18 protein-coding genes are annotated in these 16,603 nt (G+C 49.8%); 10 read left to right on the top strand and 8 right to left on the bottom strand.

Features of this window, described 5'->3' with window-relative positions:
• Positions 1-14: 14 nt before the first annotated feature.
• Both H6F72_RS27710 and H6F72_RS27705 read left to right on the top strand, forming a co-directional pair.
• Positions 15-587, top strand: coding sequence for a cupredoxin domain-containing protein (locus H6F72_RS27710; protein WP_242017182.1), 573 nt, complete (start codon positions 15-17; stop codon positions 585-587).
• Positions 588-641: 54 nt separating this feature from the next.
• The gene (locus H6F72_RS27705; RefSeq protein WP_190442962.1) at positions 642-1,055 is read left to right on the top strand and encodes a heavy metal-responsive transcriptional regulator; all 414 of its coding nucleotides are present in this window, start codon (positions 642-644) and stop codon (positions 1,053-1,055) included.
• Here the strand turns inward: H6F72_RS27705 and H6F72_RS27700 are convergent.
• On the bottom strand, positions 1,052-3,025 hold the full coding sequence (locus tag H6F72_RS27700; protein WP_190442960.1) for a hypothetical protein: 1,974 nt from the start codon (positions 3,023-3,025) through the stop codon (positions 1,052-1,054). The genes H6F72_RS27705 and H6F72_RS27700 overlap by 4 nt on opposite strands.
• Positions 3,026-3,921: 896 nt before the next feature.
• On the opposite strand from H6F72_RS27700, the gene H6F72_RS27695 reads away from it, so the two are divergent.
• On the top strand, positions 3,922-5,892 hold the full coding sequence (locus tag H6F72_RS27695) for a helix-turn-helix transcriptional regulator (RefSeq protein ID WP_190442958.1): 1,971 nt from the start codon (positions 3,922-3,924) through the stop codon (positions 5,890-5,892).
• A gap of 30 nt (positions 5,893-5,922) precedes the next feature.
• Here the strand turns inward: H6F72_RS27695 and H6F72_RS27690 are convergent, their stop codons facing one another.
• The 3 genes from H6F72_RS27690 to H6F72_RS27680 all read right to left on the bottom strand — a co-directional run bounded on the left by H6F72_RS27690 (position 5,923) and on the right by H6F72_RS27680 (position 7,533).
• Positions 5,923-6,417 carry a hypothetical protein gene (locus H6F72_RS27690; RefSeq protein WP_190442955.1) on the bottom strand — a complete coding sequence of 165 codons (495 nt, stop codon included), beginning with the start codon at positions 6,415-6,417 and terminating at the stop codon, positions 5,923-5,925.
• A gap of 122 nt (positions 6,418-6,539) precedes the next feature.
• Positions 6,540-6,806, bottom strand: coding sequence for a hypothetical protein (locus tag H6F72_RS27685; protein WP_190442953.1), 267 nt, complete (start codon positions 6,804-6,806; stop codon positions 6,540-6,542).
• 22 nt (positions 6,807-6,828) lie between these two features.
• Positions 6,829-7,533 (bottom strand): LuxR C-terminal-related transcriptional regulator, encoded by a 705-nt coding sequence (locus H6F72_RS27680; protein ID WP_190442951.1) that lies wholly within the window; start codon positions 7,531-7,533, stop codon positions 6,829-6,831.
• A 132-nt stretch (positions 7,534-7,665) separates the two neighbouring features.
• Here H6F72_RS27680 and H6F72_RS27675 point away from each other — a divergent pair, with 132 nt between their 5' ends.
• Entirely contained in the window at positions 7,666-8,094 is a 429-nt protein-coding gene (locus H6F72_RS27675) for an MAPEG family protein (RefSeq protein ID WP_190442948.1), read from the top strand.
• A 51-nt stretch (positions 8,095-8,145) separates the two neighbouring features.
• On the opposite strand, the gene H6F72_RS27670 is transcribed toward H6F72_RS27675, so the two are convergent.
• The 3 genes from H6F72_RS27670 to H6F72_RS27660 form a co-directional block, all read right to left on the bottom strand.
• On the bottom strand, positions 8,146-9,516 hold the full coding sequence (locus tag H6F72_RS27670; protein ID WP_190442946.1) for a cytochrome P450: 1,371 nt from the start codon (positions 9,514-9,516) through the stop codon (positions 8,146-8,148).
• A gap of 239 nt (positions 9,517-9,755) precedes the next feature.
• Entirely contained in the window at positions 9,756-10,211 is a 456-nt protein-coding gene (locus H6F72_RS27665) for a DUF4383 domain-containing protein (RefSeq protein ID WP_190442943.1), read from the bottom strand.
• A gap of 109 nt (positions 10,212-10,320) precedes the next feature.
• Entirely contained in the window at positions 10,321-10,527 is a 207-nt protein-coding gene (locus tag H6F72_RS27660) for a chlorophyll a/b-binding protein (protein ID WP_190442941.1), read from the bottom strand.
• A gap of 69 nt (positions 10,528-10,596) precedes the next feature.
• Between H6F72_RS27660 and H6F72_RS27655 the strand changes: the two genes are divergently transcribed.
• From H6F72_RS27655 to H6F72_RS27640, 4 genes are all read left to right on the top strand, one after another.
• Positions 10,597-10,914: a hypothetical protein gene (locus H6F72_RS27655; RefSeq protein ID WP_190442939.1), complete on the top strand. Its 318-nt coding sequence runs from the start codon at positions 10,597-10,599 to the stop codon at positions 10,912-10,914.
• On the top strand, positions 10,892-12,250 hold the full coding sequence (locus tag H6F72_RS27650; protein ID WP_190442937.1) for an NAD(P)/FAD-dependent oxidoreductase: 1,359 nt from the start codon (positions 10,892-10,894) through the stop codon (positions 12,248-12,250). The genes H6F72_RS27655 and H6F72_RS27650 overlap by 23 nt, the downstream gene beginning before the upstream one ends.
• A 135-nt stretch (positions 12,251-12,385) precedes the next feature.
• Positions 12,386-12,586, top strand: a complete 201-nt coding sequence (locus tag H6F72_RS27645; protein ID WP_190442935.1) for a hypothetical protein — start codon at positions 12,386-12,388, stop codon at positions 12,584-12,586.
• Positions 12,568-13,548, top strand: a complete 981-nt coding sequence (locus tag H6F72_RS27640; protein ID WP_370527570.1) for a helicase-related protein — start codon at positions 12,568-12,570, stop codon at positions 13,546-13,548. The genes H6F72_RS27645 and H6F72_RS27640 overlap by 19 nt, the downstream gene beginning before the upstream one ends.
• 61 nt (positions 13,549-13,609) lie before the next feature.
• Here the strand turns inward: H6F72_RS27640 and H6F72_RS27635 are convergent, their stop codons facing one another.
• A complete protein-coding gene (locus tag H6F72_RS27635; RefSeq protein ID WP_190442933.1) occupies positions 13,610-14,830 on the bottom strand; it encodes a trans-acting enoyl reductase family protein in 1,221 nt (406 codons plus the stop codon).
• Between the two features lie 66 nt (positions 14,831-14,896).
• On the opposite strand from H6F72_RS27635, the gene H6F72_RS27630 reads away from it, so the two are divergent.
• Both H6F72_RS27630 and H6F72_RS27625 read left to right on the top strand, forming a co-directional pair.
• Positions 14,897-15,562, top strand: a complete 666-nt coding sequence (locus H6F72_RS27630; RefSeq protein ID WP_190442931.1) for an SDR family oxidoreductase — start codon at positions 14,897-14,899, stop codon at positions 15,560-15,562.
• A gap of 155 nt (positions 15,563-15,717) precedes the next feature.
• Entirely contained in the window at positions 15,718-16,500 is a 783-nt protein-coding gene (locus tag H6F72_RS27625) for a class I SAM-dependent methyltransferase (protein ID WP_190442928.1), read from the top strand.
• Positions 16,501-16,603 lie beyond the last annotated feature (103 nt).

The raw sequence follows: 16,603 nt of genomic DNA, 5'->3' as shown, positions 1-16,603 counted from the left end.
GAGGTTCTTCCGAGATGAACATTATCAACAAAACACCACTACTCGGTAGCATCCTAGGTTGGGGGTTGTTGAGCATGACCTCTGGGTCAGTAGTGGCAGAGATAGCTTCTAGGCCAGTAGTAGCGCAAGTAGTGGCACAAGTGAATCACGAAACGGGGCATGCAACCGAGCAAACAGGACAATTCCAACGGATTGAGCAACCCTTGTGGCTAAAAGGAGCAGTAACAGCGGGGGGATTGGGATTAGTGGGTCTGGAGTTATGGTGGTTCCTGCTCAGTAAACCTAAATCCCGTCAAGCCACTACACAGGCGGGAGTTCAGGAAGTCACGATTACCGTAGATGGTGGTTATGAACCCAGCCAAATTGTGGTGCAAGCAGGGCAACCCGTACGCTTAAATTTCGATCGCCAAGACCCTAGCAGTTGTCTAGAGGAAGTCCGATTTCCTGACTTTCACATTGCCCAAGCCTTACTACTGCATCAAACCACCGCGATCGAGTTTACCCCAGACAAACCAGGCAGATATGAGTTCACCTGCGGCATGAATATGTTTCGAGGCGTGGTGGAAGTGCGAAAATCGAGCATCTAAGATCAAAGTAGTGAATTATAGGCAACTGGGAGACTAAACCCTGGGAGATTAGCGATGATAGCTCAAGAAGCAGGAAAACAAATTGGTTCGGTTGCTAAAGCTAGCGGTGTGCCAATTAAAACTATTCGGTATTACGAAGAGCTAGGACTGCTCAAAACCATCGGCAGAACTGAGGGAGGCTATCGCCTTTTTGATCCGGGAATCTTCACCCGCTTGAGCTTCATCAAACGGGCGCAGAAGTTGGGATTGAGTTTGGCAGAGATTAAAGAGTTTCTCGATGTGCACGATCAAGGAGAATTACCTTGCGATCACGTCAAAGTCAAGCTAGAAGACAAAGTGGCCGAAATTGACCAGCAAATCCAGCAATTGCAAGTTCTCAAGCTGGAGTTAGAAGGTTTACTCTCTGGCTGGGAAACCAGACCCGCCAACCCCGAAACCACGATTTGTCCAATTATCCAGGGTTATTAATCCGAGAAGGACAGAGGCTGCTGCTGTAACCAGTGCAGCCATGCAGCCAGTTCCGCATCTGTTAACAGAGCTTGGCTGGCTTTGCCAAACAGTTGTTGCAGAGCAGTTTGGACTTGTGCCGCAGCCCAACCTAAACGCCGTCGGTGAACACTAATTTGCGCTAGCACTTCAGACCAGTCTGCGAAATCATCTACAGAATTACCTACGGAACTATCTGCGATCGCCTGTTGCTCCGGTTGCCTAAAAGGTGACAGTTGCCTAGGTAGCCCTTTCTGAGTCGCTAGCAGCGATCGCCGAGCCTCAGCTATCAAGATTGGATCGCCAGAGGCTAAATACTGCTCCATTTTGCGCCTGTGAGCGGTCTGATCAGCTTTTGAGTAGGGAACAGAGCCAGACATAGATTGAGACTCAGATTGAGGCTTCTGCTGGCTTCTTAGCCGCTCTTTAACCTCCAATAACACTTGCTGGATGTAGCGAACTCCCTGCAAACTGGGTTGCTCCAGTGAAGCATCAAGTAGGGGAGCCTCAGGCATTGACTGGTTGAGATTAGAATTACGACCCGCAGCAGAATCTTCAGAAGGCTGAAAATCGCTGGAGGGTCCGCTAGGAGAGGCATTACGGTCCTTGCTAACTAATAAGCTTGTAGAGCTATTGAGTGAGGATGCTGTTCCAGAGCAATCCTCACTCGATATATCTAATGAAGTCGGGGGGTGGGGGGGGTTTTCCCCAAGGTGATCTGGATGCCAAAGGTCACGATGGCGGTAGAGAGTGCTACCACCGATGCCGTATTCTGTGAGTGCCTTAAAGCGCGCCGTAGTGTTGCTTGGCAGTTGACTTTGGTTCAGTAGGTCAGCGATCGCGCTTCTAATGCGTTCTCTCGCCCCCTGTTGTTGCTGCTGATTCCAAGGCACAACTTCTGCAGTAGCTAGTTGCTCGGTAAGTAGGTGATCAGCAGAACTAACTAAAGACTGTTTGCCTTGACCAAAGTGAAAGTAGCGGCTGTTCTCTACACAAAGCGCCCATTCCTCAGCTCGTTTGGCAATTTCATGCTGATGTTGACACCAATCGTGATAGCCCGGAAGCGATTTAGCAATCTGAACAATGTCATCTACTAAAGCCTTACCTTCTAAAGGCTGGGAAGCATAGAAAAGATGACCAAAGATATAGCTACGCAGAGCAATGCGGCCTAAAAGGTAGTTAGTTTGTCCTCGACCTGTCCAGCCAGGCTCGATCTCTGCGTTCAGGTCATTGAGGAATTTATCAGCTTTCCCGGAGAGGTGGTAGCGCTGACGATGAGCAATTTTAAGCGTCTGTTGCAAACTTTGAACATCAATATCGTTATGATGTTGTGCCGATCGCCACTGCTGCACAAAAGTAGCTTGGCAAGTGTAGATAGGCTCCCAGCTACGGTTTAGTAGATAGGAACCAGTTTGGAGGGGTAAACGATGGGCAGCATAGAGACTAGGCGCGCCATCAGTGCTGTAAAGCTTAGGATTAGGAAAAAGCTCTAGTTGACCTAAAGTTGGCTTAAAACCTGCGTTCTCTAGGAGTGTCTGGAGGGCGATCGCAAGCTGCCAAGTTTTCTGTGGGTGCTTAAAGGGAAAGTAGAGGTGCAGCCCCGCACTATAGCTGGAAGTACAAGCAAGATAGCTAACTAGTCCCAGCGGTTCCAGAGCAGCCAGCAAGCGAGCAATAGCTAAGGGATCTTGGTTAGGGTGGTAGCGGCTGCCAATATCAATATCGAGTAAGCAGTACTGAGTCTCTGCACCAAAACGCACACCATAAAGACAAGCAGCCTGCTGAATCAGCCGATCCGATAGGGGGTAGCGGCTCTCAGTTTGCCAAACCGGAGAAACTTGAAACTCTGGGTGATGGGCATAAATGTAATCGAAGCGGTGGGGGAAAAGTGCCAGAAATTCACTATCCCATTCACGTACCCCCTGAAAGCATAAGGAGCCTTGTACCTGCATATCAAAATTGCTCTGTTCCTAACAAGAACTGGAATAGAGCACATATAACATGCGTTTTTTTGCGATCTAGGGTTTGTCAACACGTTTCCCTTGAGGGTGTCAGCAAGGCACAAGACCAATGCTGGAAAGGGTTTGCAAAAAAGATAAATCGGGAAATTCTAGAGCTAAAAAATTTTTTTGGTCAGGGGATTCTAGAGCTGAAGTCGCGCCATTCTAGAGAGATTGTCAACACTGTCAACAAGAAAAGCGATCGCCCTCGCTGCGAAAACAGAAAGAAGTAGAAAGACCAAGTCGGGGGATTCTAGAGCAGCTGTCAACATTGTCAACAACTCCTGAGAAAGGGAAGTCGGGGGATTCTAGAGCACTTGTCAACATTGTCAACAACTTTTTGAGCCTTAGAGTTGCTTCAGTAAACCTCTAACAGCCTTTAAGAGAGAAATACAAGTAGGGCGCGATCGCGTAAACGATCCAAACTTAAGACGATGGTCGGGGGATTCTAGAGGTTTTGGCAACACTGTCAACAACAGGGGAACGTAAACTTTTATCAAAGGAAATTTTTGTTTTTAGTCCAAATCAACCTGAAGCAAAGATGCCAAGGGGAAAGCTCTCCAGCAAATTCAGGCCGCTACTGCCACAAAGAAGTAAGACGATCTAAGCAAAATCAGTAGAGTTGGTCAGGGGATTCTAGAGGTTTTGGTCAAGGGATTCTAGAGGTTTTGGCAACAGTAAGTCATGAGTTATAAAAGCCAGAGCAGTCAATGGACAAGGGTTTTCAGGTTTCAAATTAGCAAAGCGCTAAGTCGACCCAATGCAATCGTGTTGACAACTTGACTGGTTGATCAAGGCAAGACCATTGGCAACAAACTCACCAGCTATACTGATGAGGTTTTACAAGGATGTTGACCAGCCTCCGTGAAGCCATGCCCATGAGTGCAGCAAATCGCGAAGAAGATAAGCATTCTTACAGCGCAACAGTCATCCTAGAGGAGAGCAGCGCTGCACTTAGTCCCCATGCCATCGTGGAGATTAGCACCGCACCAGAGTACGCCGAGAAACTACGTCAGGGCAAATCATTCCTCAACCTGGTATTAGTCAACGTGGCGACTGGCATCAACCAGCATCGATTACGCCAAACCCGTTCTAAGAGTAAAGGCACCAGTGATTTAATCAACCTCTACAACGAAACTGAAAAAATCGGCGCATTACAAAAGCCAGCGATCGCTCGTTTAGAGAAACTATTCAGAGCTATTTTGAAACAAGAAGAGTTCTGGAGCCAAAGAGCCAATTGGATTCTAACTCGGCTAGAGCAATGGAAAGTAGACAGACGCATGCCAGTAGATTGCTCAATTCCAGGCATGTTATCTGTAGAAGCAGACCCCACTTTACCTGAAGAAGAAGCTTGGCAAGAATCAATCGTTATCAGTGCCTGTGCTTTCTATACGGCGAGTGAGTGGTTAGGCAACCTTGACCTATCTGGATTCTCAGTTGATGAGGTTGAAAAACTCCTAGGAATTCGCTCAACCGATGAGTTCGTGGCTGACCCAGCTCTATTTCAAGGGCGAGAGATTGAACAAGTAGCCACTGGTTATCCAATTCTGACAGGAGCGCAAGCACTAATCAACAATCAGTGGGAGGATGGAGAATATCCCTACTGGAAAAAGCTGGTTGGAGAAGGGTTTATTCAGCACAACATTGTTCGTCAGAGTCCATCAAGCCGCCAGATCGAGCTAGTTCCGGGCAAAGCTGCATGGGAGATCATTCAGCAGTTTGGTCCGGAGGCGGCTTATGTGCTGCTGATTTTCTCATCCTACGCCACAGATTCAGAGCAACCTTGGGAACAGCAAATTCGGCTAAGGGGAACCGACTTAATCAAGCTGTTCGGTTGGGATAAACGCACAGATATTACTTTAGGACAGAAGCTCAAGAAGATCAGCCACTTAGTCGAACTAGTTTGTAGTCTATCGGTACTCATTAGCAACATCAACGTGGGCGCAAATCGCTATAACGTGGCGCGAGGACCGATGTGGATGTTGGAAGAACTAGAATGTGTCGGGCAGTTGGCACTCACAGTCGATACCGAACAGCCTGGCTCTCTTCAATATGAAGCAGGAGAGCCTGACGAGCTATACATTAAAGTCCGCCCTGGTAGCTGGACGGAGAAATTTCTCAATGCCAAGGATTTTAGTGGTGGCAAGCAAGCGCTTTGTCAGTACGGATATTTAGCCAAAAGCACGTTGCAGATCAATCCTTATCGTCAACGCTTAGCTTCTAAACTAGCTATCTTTCTAACCATCATGAGTCGGATTCGTTGTGATGGTCGTTACGAAGTCGGAACACTGCTAGAACGATTGGAACCCAAAGAGCTGATGATGGCGCTCCAAACCAATAAGCAGCGGCGCAATGCATTGATTAGCCAGTGGAATCATGCGTTGCTGACGCTCCACGAGTTAGGCTGGCAAATTGAGTTTGATCTAGAAACATATCCAGACTGTATCAGACCAGAATGGGGTATCGATAAAAATTCTAAGCAGGCTAAAGTACGTCCCCGCAACTGGTTAACGATTTGGCTCAAGGCGATCGTCATCATTCAGCCAACGATTCTAATTCAGGAAAAATTAGGAGCAGTCCTAGGCTCAGATGCAGCTTCCGACTCTGAACCTTTTACGCCAATTCAGCGCGCCTTAGAACGCTCAAAAACACTAACAAGCGCAGATTTATCGATCGCTTTAGATAATCTAGGCTGGTCTAAAGCCCAACTAGCAAAGAAACTGGGGGTCGATCGCTCCCTAATTACGCGGTGGATTAAGGGAGAGCGATCCATTCAACCAAAACACCAAAACCAAATTCGTACACTTCTGAAACTTTAGTAGGTACGCAAGAATGAACTGAAAGCTGATCTATAAATGTCCCTGCCACTGTTCTAGCTTGCGTTGCTTGTTGAGCAGTTGCATCGTTTCCCAATACGGGCGTTTGTTAGCAATTTGACGGTTCAATAGCTCAATCTTGCGGGCAGCACCAGGACTAGGCGATCGCCCTTCGGGATGTTGGCAGATATAGCAGGATTTATGTTTCCATGCTTCTTCTTTACTGCTCCACACCTCACAATTGAACCAATATTCAATGTAAGTGTTGATCGCACCGCTGTCTCGTTCTTTCACCACCCGCTTCTCTTGCTTCCACCCTACCGCTACCGTAGAAGTTGGTCCTAGCGGATCAGGTGGCTCGCTATCCACTAGGACTAAAGCATCAATTTCTGCGCGTGATACAACGGAACGTTGGTATAAGTACAGAAGCAGGTAAAGCGCCAGTTTTTTTTGATCGTTAATAGAAAGTTGATCGACCAAGGCGATCGCTTCTGATAAAGCAGGCGAGAAGTTTGGGGAAGTATCCACTAGGACAAACTCACTTGTTATAACCAATCTATCGGAAGTTGCTGGGCTTTCAAAAATGGATATGTGCTTATCCTAGCGGATAGACCTGTAATTCGTTCTAAACTTCCAAAAGAGAGCGATCGCTACTCCTCCACATAAAGCAAATCTTTTGGATCCAAATCCATTCGCTCGCCTCTAGGGTTTTTGCCGCTGACCCACAGGCGACCAGCATTCGTGAGCACTCGCTCAATAGCCATTTCTTCCCCCTGTAAGAGCCATCCCCGCCTATTTTCCGCTGACCCATTTGCAGATTGAGTGTTGACAAAAGCTTTAACTCTAAAACCAATGTTGTACAAGTCTACGAACACTACCCCATTGGCAAACGCAATTTCCTTTAGTTTTATCCGCATGGCGATCGCTTCCTATTAGTTTTCAGTGGAGCCTTTTATCTAAGAGCTTTGCAACCATTTCTGCGCGAGAGGAAACCTCAAGCTTACGGAACATGCGCTTTAGAGCTTGCTTTACAGAGTTTTCCGTAATCCAAAGTTGATGGCCAATTTCTGCATTGGTTTGTCCCAATGCCACCAGTTCTGCAATCTGCAACTCACGGGGTGTTAAATATTGGCGTAGCTTCTCTGGAGAAGGGGTGTTGAGTGATTGGTGCTGCAATATAATGCCAGGTGCCTCCATAGTTGCCACCCAAGTTGATAAGTGTAAGTAAATGGCACTCAAATCAACTAAATTTTCGCTGTTAAACGCAGACATCGTTTGTTCACGAGTACAACCGACTGTGCCTACAATTTGACCCTGATTAATAATTGGTCCTGCCATTACATGCCAGTGATCAGGGCGGGGACAAATTAACTTCCAAGTCTTGGGCGTTGTGACTAAGCCTTCATGAACGGGAGCATGCCGCTCTGCTAGATAACGAGCTACCGGATTCAGCTCGGTGGACAGGGCAATTTTCAGGATTTTCTGAAGATTGCGATCGCTGAAGCGTTTTTGATCGAAGAAAAAGATGGCAGATCGCTTCGCGGCAAAATATTCACCGATCTTAGGGGCAATGTGCAAGCGGAGAACAGATTTGCTAGGGGTTTGGCGGATCGTTTCAAACAGAAACCCTAAGGAACTTGCCATAAGTGAAGGGGACTAAGTGTACCCGATCGAGGTCTAGAAACGCTAAAGCACTCAGCCTATGTTAGCCATAATCTCAACAGCAATTCAGCATTGCTTGATGATCAGCAGAACGAGCGAGTTTAAGAAGTAAAAATGACCCAAACTGCCATCTTCAATCCATTCTTTGCAACCATGTTTTTAACCCTCCTAGTCTGGGTGTATATGTACGTTCGTCGGATCAACTTCATCAATAGTCAGAAACTCCGCCCGAAGGAACTCGCTGCACCTGGTGTACTGGCGCAGATTTCACCACCCAGCGTCTCCAGTCCATCAGATAACCTAAAAAATCTATTTGAGATTCCGGTACTTTTCTATGCGCTCGTTCTATATCTTTTCGTCATACAGCAAGTTGATGCAGTGTACTTAAACGCTGCATGGATTTTTGTTGGATTCCGCGTATTGCATAGCATTGTCCACTGTACATTCAATCTCATTATGCTTCGGTTCTATCTCTACCTATTTTCCACGCTTGCAGTGTGGTTTATTGCTTTCCGTGCAGCCTTTATCCACTTTGGTACGTAGAGTTTCTTGGTCGTTGCAACCCTCCTTAGCCCGACATAAGCCTGTCGCTCATCAACGAATGTTAGTCACCCGCAGTTGAAAGCGGTCAGAAGGAGCAACCGTCAATCCCCGCCGCATCGGTCGAATCGGTTTAGGGTTGACGATCGCCATCTCTAGATGCGATACCAACTCAAACAACACCAACTTCATCTCAAACAAGGCAAAGGCCGCTCCAATACAGCGGCGATCACCTCCCCCAAAGGGAAAGTACTCGTAAGGAGAAAACTGTCGCTCTAAAAACCGCTCTGGTCTAAACTGCTTCGGTTCTGGATAAACCTCTGCTCGGTGATGTGCCAGATAAATCGAGGGCATGACCAAGGTACCGGGTTCGAGAGCATAGCCTGCAATCTCCAGCGGTTGCTTCACTACCCGAGGAAACGCACTGAGAGCGATTGGATAGAGCCGCAAGGTTTCCTGACAGACGGCGCTAAGATAGGGCAACCGCGCGATCGCCATCGAATCAGGACTGGGTTGCAATCCCTCTATTTCTGCGAGCAGCTTGCTACGCACTTCCGGCAAAGAGGCAATCCAGTACAAAGCCCAAGCAAGGGCTGAGGCTGTGGTTTCGTGCCCTGCAAACAAGAGCGTGATCAGTTCATCTCGCAGTTCGACCTCGCTCAGCGGTTGCCCTTCCGAGTCACGGGCTGCCATGAGTAAAGCCAAGATATCCGTTCGCCCCACCTCCGCCTGACTCCGGCGATCGGATATCTCAGCATAAAGCAGATCATCCACTTGCTGACGAAGCCGTAAGAACCGTCCCCAAGGGCTCCAGGCTCCCCAGTCCTGCTGCAAGAAAGGATAGAACAGGAACATCGCTCCGAAGGGAGAACCAAAACCATCGAGCATTTGAGTCAGCGCTTGCTGCAACTGGTCATAACGTGGCCCGCCGTTGAGACCAAATACAGCTTTGAGAATCACCTGCAAAGAAATTGACTGCATTGCAGGCCGCACGGCAAATGTGGTGCCCACCCTCCACGGGCTCCTCACTTGAGTAGTAATATCCTGAATGATTTGAGCATAGGAGCGCATGCGATCGCCATGAAAGGGAGGCATCAAGAGCTGGCGCTGGCGTTGGTGAGCTTGGCCTTCCAACAAGACAATGCCATGCTTACCGAGGAGGACTCTAAGAATCTGATTGCCTCCTCCAGCACTCAGTTGCTCTGGTTTGGCGGTGAAAATAGCTTCCAGCGCTTCGGGGGTGCTGAAATAGACCAAGGCGGGTTTGGTGTCTGGAGGAGAGACGCGATAGTCATCGCCATACGCTTGAGTGCGAGCTTCTAAGGTTTCTAGCGGGCGAAACAGAAAGCGCAGACCCCAGAGGCGACGTTGCCAAAGGGAAGGGTTAGTAGGACCATTCAGGAGCCGTGGAGAGGTGTCAGCCATGATGAAGAGAGTAAGTACAGACTGAGATTGCAGTTAAAAGGTGCCACTTCATGTTAACTGGCAATCTGTGAGCAAGTCTGTGGCAATTGGGCTCCCAGGCGATCGCTCTAGGAGTTCTCACTGGAGATTCTCAGCAAGCACAAAAAAAGTAGTCCGGATAAGACTACTTGTGTGTTATTCAATCAGGGTTCTGACGACTTACATTAAAACCCTGGGTTTATTAGGAAAAGCTGGGCTGCTTATACGCTAGGTTGAGTTCTAGAAACACTCGGCCCCTCAACTTCAGCGGACTTCACAAAGCCGAAGTAGAAAGCGATCGCAGCAGTAATGGCATCGAGCCAAACGTTATTGCCAAAAAGTGGAGCAAGTCCGAATAGAGTATTGGTAGAAGGAAGCAGTCCTAAAACAACACTTGCTGCATAAAGGAGAGCAAAGATGCGATTAAACACAATCGCTCCAGTTAAACTTGTAGATGCCGCAATTCCCCAAATACCCACTAAAAGGCCGATGGCATTATGGAAATAGTTAGTTGGGAATACCCCAAATATATAGCCGAAGCCTGGTTCGGAGGTAAAGTTTGCAGAGGGAGAGACAAAAGCAGGCAAAAATCCAGCCAAGCCCAGTAATAAGAAGAGTAGACCCAGACTAAGGGCCGCATAACGAATTCCTGAAGCTGAAGTAGTTGATGTTTGCATGACAGTATTTTGGTTCTTAAAGGTTTTTGACGTGGAATCGAAACGTTAGACCTGGTTCGAGAGCAACCCAGACCGCTTATCACTAGCCCTTTGGGTTCTTAGTGAAGGACTACCGAACTAGGTGAAGTACATCCCGAAGTACGCTGTACCCGCCCAGATCCCAAAGCAAGTAAGCAACGAAACCAATCATGGCTAAACGGCCATTCCATAACTCCTGCTGTGGGTTCCAGCCAAAGATCCAAGCATTGCGATCGGCACCGTTGTAAGCGGGAGCTACTGCAGGGACTTGGGCTGTATTGATGGTTGAAGTTTTCATGGTGAATCGCTCCCAATGAGACTATTTCGCTTCCATGTTATTGAGTTGATCTCCTGAAAGAGTCTGCCGTTGGGATTGGCTTCTGTCTATGTCTCAGGATTGGCTAAGGATTCGGATCTCCAACGTAGGAGGGGCGCGATCGCGAGTTTGGCGGCAAATTTTAGCGGATGTCTTAATCCAGAACTTATCGCACTTCAGGAGGAGGAAGGAGCCGCTTATGGAGCTGCAATATTAGCGATGGTTGAGGTGGGTGCCTATCCTAACTTGACGACTGCACTTAAAATTGTGCTGCAAGAACAAAGTGTCGTCCAGCCACAAGCTAATGTTGTCTACAAAGAAGCGTTCCAGCGATATCCATTACTCTATGAAGCTCTCAAAGCCATCTGATGATCAGCAACCTACTCACAGAATTGTCATTGTTGGGGGTGGCTTTGGTGGTTTATATGCCGCTAAAGAACTAGGACGCTCTCAGCAATTCGATGTTACCCTAATTGACAAACGTAACTTCCATTTATTTCAACCGTTGCTTTACCAAGTCGCCACTGGAAAACTTTCTCCTGGCGACATTTCATCCCCCCTACGAGCTATCCTCAGCCGTCATCGTCAAGTTAAGGTTTTGATGGATGAAGTGCTAGACATTGATCCTCAACAGCACCAGGTGACTTTATCGAGTGGAACTTTACCCTACGACACTCTAATTGTCGCGACGGGGGTGAGCCACCATTACTTTGGGAACGAACAATGGGCAGACGTGGCACCAGGTCTCAAAACCATTGAAGATGCCCTGGAAATGCGCCGACGGATTTTTCTCGCCTTTGAAGCCGCTGAAAAAGAAACAGATCCCGAGAAACGGCGAGCTTGGTTAACCTTTGTGGTGGTTGGTGGCGGGCCAACGGGAGTAGAGTTGGCAGGAGCCTTGGCAGATTTGGCTTATACGGCACTGAAGGATGATTTTCGCAGCATTGATACGAAGGAGACTCGGATCTTATTGCTCGAAGGTGTCGATCGCGTGCTCCCACCTTATCCACCCGACCTTTCAGCGAAGGCTGCGCGATCGCTCGAAGATTTGGGTGTTGTGGTTGAAACCCAAACCTTGGTGACAAATATTACCACAGATGCCGTAACCGTTCGCCAAGGTGAGCAAACTCGGCAAATCCCGACCAAAACGGTGCTTTGGGCAGCAGGCGTTCGTGCTTCTAAGATGGGCACCGTGCTAGCGGAGCGGGCAGGTGCAGAACTCGATCGCGTGGGCCGAGTCATCGTCAATCCTGACTTAAGTTTGCCGGGAGAACCTGACATTTTTGTCGTCGGGGATCTGGCACATTACGCCCATCAAGATGATAAGCCGCTACCAGGCGTTGCTCCAGTAGCGATGCATGAAGGCGCTTATGTCGCTAAGTTGCTCCAACGTCGCTTGCAAGGAGAAGATTTGCCTCCCTTCCGCTATTCAGACGCGGGTAGCTTGGCGGTGATTGGTCATAATGCCGCTGTGGCCAACTTTGGTTGGTTGAAAATCTCAGGGTTCCCAGCTTGGCTGATTTGGGTCTTTGTCCACATCTACTATTTGATCGAGTTTGATAACAAGATGATCGTGATGATCCAATGGTTTTGGCACTACTTTACTCGCAAAGGTGGAGCTCGCCTCATTACAGGTGAGGAGGGCAAATTGAATGAGAGCGAGTTTACCGCAGAAGTAGAGCGCGATCGCACTTTAATCCGCTAAACTTTGGCAAGAATGGTCTGAGTCGCTGCTGCATTAGTAATCATGCTGCATCAGTAATCAGGCCGTTCATCAACTTGCCCCACAAGCGCTTATGCTGATGGGCTTATGCTGATGGAGTTTAGCAGGGATAGTGTTATGCCCTACTACAGCCAGCCTGAGAAAATTCCCACACTGCTCGAAGCCCTCAATCATCAAACCGTCGATCAGCTAAAAGCACTAGCGCAACTGTTGCCAGGTGGTAAAATTCCGACACGCAAAGCCGAGCTTGTCAGCCATGTGATGGAACGGATGCAGGTCAAATCGCTGCGCTCGCCCAGGTGCAGGAAAATACGCTGATTCTCACCAGCAGCCTCACCTCCGTTCGCCAGTGGCAGCGCGAACTACTGGATAAAACGACATTACCTCCAGATGCGATCGCCGAGTACAGTGGGGAATCAAAACAGACGGCTCCGATCACGTTAGCGACGTACCAAATCCCGAGCTATCGCGCCAGCAAAGACGGGGAGTTTCCGCACTTTCAACTGTTTAACGCGCGATCGTGGGGGTTGATTATCTATGACGAAGTGCATCTGTTGCCCGCCCCCATCTTCCGCATTACAGCTGAACTGCAGACCCGCCACCGTCTCGGACTGACCGCCACCCTGATTCGTGAAGATGGCAAAGAAGGAGATGTTTTCGCCCTGATTGGCCCCAAACGCTACGATGTGCCCTGGCGCGAACTTGAAGGTCAAGGCTTCATTGCGGCAGCGAAATGCACCGAGATTCGCATTTCTCAAACCACAGCCCGACAGATGGAATATGCAGTTGCTGACAAGCGCCACCAGTTTCGGATTGCCGCAGAAAATCCGTGTAAGCATGAAGTGGTGCGATCGCTGCTACAGAAGGAGCACGGCCATTGCATCTTGATCATTGGGGAATTTTTGGAGCAACTGAAGCAGATCGCTACATTAACCAGGCTACCGCTCGTGACAGGCAAAACACCCCAAGCAGAACGCGATCGCCGCTACCAGCAGTTCCGATCCGGTGAAATCTCCGGGCTGATTTTGTCTCCAGTCGGCAACTTTGCGCTCGATTTACCTGATGCCGATGTGCTAATTCAGGTGTCTGGCAAGTACGGCTCCCGGCAGGAAGAAGCCCAGCGGCTCGGTCGAGTCTTGCGTCCCAAGTCGGATGGTCGCAGCGCCCAATTTTACACGCTGGTTTCCTTACGTACCTGTGAAGAAGAGTTTGCTCGTCATCGCCAGTTGTTTCTGGCTGAGCAGGGATACAGCTATCACATCGAAATTCTTGCCGAGTGAGGATATTCCTGCGTGGCCATACTTCAGTCCAATGCCCTACGCCCAAGCCTGGCCTTTAGAATCACGGGCTTATGGCTAGGGTCATCCCAGTTTGGCGTAAGCGTTCTATCAGCACCTTGCCTAACCCAGTTGCAGGCGTCAGAATTCCGCCTCGCGTCGGACCACCCGGTAATTTATCGGTTTGCAGAGCCAAACCCAGAGCTGATTCACAGACAAACTTGACTGTGGCTCGATTGCCTGGGTCTCCTTGGTCTCGGATCAGTCCTCGCACCTGGCGACCATTTGTCGCAGTGCCCACCAGTTCACAGGAGAACCACCCCTCATTCATCGTTTGCTCAGACGGTCCATCACCTGGTTGCGGTAAGAGCGGTTGCAGCAGCGATCTGAGTGGAGGTTGTTGCGTAATGCCTGTAAACAGAGCCAAGCCAGCAGTGACACTCGTTGCCTTCAGCCACGACAGCGGTTCATCGAACTTGAGGTACTCCTGATAGGTGAAGTCAGGTCCGTAGGAGTCTTGCCACTCCTCGTAGAGAGCCGCGCTGCGACGGACAATGCGGGTATTGACAGGTCCCATGACGAAGGGAGCGACCCAAGTGTTGAGGTCGGCAGCAAAGGAGGGGGTTTGGGGGTCACGATGGCGTTCAGCCTGAGCGGGAGGGGGAGAGGAAGGGTTGAGAGGATTCAGCAGGAAGGGATCATTCATCTGAGCGGCCCCGGCGGAATCATAAAGATGGAAAGCTGAGGCCAGCGTCCCCCCATTCAACCCCCCAGACACCTGGAAATAGGCATGCACCTGCTGACAAGGAACTCCTAGTTCTCGTTGTAGGTGCCGCACCACGAGGTAGTTCCCCAAGTCTGATGGCACGGAATCAAAGCCACAACAAGGAATGATGCGAGTGCCATCAGCAGCGGCTTGAGCTTGGTAGCGATCGATCAAGGTTCTAACCCAAGGTGTTTCTCCCGTAATATCGACGTAGTGCGTTCTGAAGCGAACGCAGGCATCCACGATGGCATTGCCATAGAGGGCAAAGGGGCCAGCCGTGGTCAAGAGCACTCGGGTTTGAGCAACCATGTCCGCGATCGCCGCTTCGTCCTGACCGTCGGCAACGAGCACATCGACGGTGGCACCGACTTCAGCACGAACGGCTTCCAGCTTCTGGCGGTTTCTCCCCGCGATCGCCCATCGCAAAGGTGGGGCATGGCGAACAAAGTATTGCACGGTCTGTTTGCCGACAAAACCACTGGCACCATAGAGGATGACATCATAGGGACGCTCAGACATCGCAGAACCACTCCTAGTCACAGGCTGCACTGGCTACTATACTCTTTCAAAGCGCTCGGAGTGCACATGGCAACTTATCTCGTCACAGGGGCAAATCGAGGCATTGGTTACGAGTACTGTCGGCAACTGCAGGCTCGCGGCGATCGCGTCATTGCCGTCTGTCGCAGCACCTCTGAGGCATTACAGCAGCTTGGGGTGCAAGTGGAGGCGGGCATTGACATTACCTCAGACGCTTCTGTGGCAGAGTTACCAAAGTGCCTGGGTGACGGAGTCATCGATGTTTTGATTCACAATGCGGGCATCATTCAGCGCGTAACGTTGGACAACCTCGACTTCGACAGCATCCGAGAACAGTTCGAGGTGAATGCGCTAGGACCTCTCCGAGTCACACAGGCACTGCTACCGCACCTGCAAGGGGGTTCCAAGATTGTGTTGATGACCAGCCGCATGGGTTCGATCGCGGACAACACCTCAGGCAGTTCCTATGGCTACCGCATGTCAAAGGTGGCGTTGTCGATGGCAGGCAAATCCCTGGCTCACGACCTCAAACCTCGTGGCATTGCTGTAGCGATTCTGCATCCTGGCCTGGTGCAAACCCGCATGACGAATTTTACGTCCAGTGGCATCACACCGAAGGAGTCTGTGCAGGGGTTATTAACTCGAATTGATCAGTTAACGCTGGAGAACACAGGCACGTTCTGGCACGCCAATGGAGAAGTATTACCTTGGTAATTACGCCACTTTGATCTGACTCAAATCTGGGCGGCGATCGCAAGGTCTATCCTCGCAACATCCTCCTACTAAAGGCTTACTAGCTCCTTTAACGTCGGGGTGTGAATCGAACAAATGGCAAAATAGCTGAAAAACCTCTCAGCCCTCTCTGCACGATGAACCAAGAAGAAGTCACGCGGCAACAGTTTGACCGGACGGCCTCAGCCTACAGTACAGCACCGCTGTTTAGGCGCGGCCAAGACTTGCAGTGGCTCGTGGAAGTCGCTCACCCGAGTTCTGATTGGCAGGTACTAGATGTGGGCTGTGGGGCAGGACACACGGCTTTTGCCTTGGCTCCTTTCGTGCAGCAAGTAATAGGCATCGATCTCAGCGCTGGCATGTTGGCGGAAGCAGAGCGCAATTTGAGCGATCGCGGACTGAGGAATGTTGGATTTCAATCTGCGATCGCCACCGCCCTCCCGTTTGCGAACCAACAATTTGATTTAGTTACCTGCCGCTTTGTCGCCCATCACTTCTCGGCACTCGAACCTGCCTTGGCAGAAATTCACCGAGTCCTAAAGCCCGATGGGCAGTTTTTAGCCGTGGATGTGATTTCGCCCGAAGATTATGAGTTGGCTCACTTCATCAACCGCATTGAACAGTTGCGCGATCCCTCTCACTACTGGGAGTGGCAACTCTCTCAATGGCACAACGCGATCGCTTCAGTTGGGATGAATTTTGAGGTGCTCCAACAGTGGCGGTTGCCGATTGACTTTGAGGATTGGGTGACTCGGCAACAAACACCACCTGCGGCTGTGACCCAACTGGAGGAGTGTTTAGACCATGCACCACTGGCGGTTCAGCAAGCCCTCGGGATGACGCGAACACTGCGACGGACGTTTCAACTTTGGGCTGCGCTGATGCGAGGAGTGCCTGTCTCTGCCCGTTCTCCTCTCTAGTCAGCATTGATATCCTCCTTTGTGTCTCTCCCTGAAGTGCCATCCTCCCAATGCGTCCATGGGAAGTTGTAGCGCGATCGCCTCTGTTCACCGGATTGACACT

Source organism: Trichocoleus sp. FACHB-46 (genome assembly GCF_014695385.1).
Taxonomy (GTDB): domain Bacteria; phylum Cyanobacteriota; class Cyanobacteriia; order FACHB-46; family FACHB-46; genus Trichocoleus.
The sequence above is the reverse complement of the archived record's forward strand: the minus strand, read 5'-3'. Positions and strand labels throughout refer to the sequence as shown.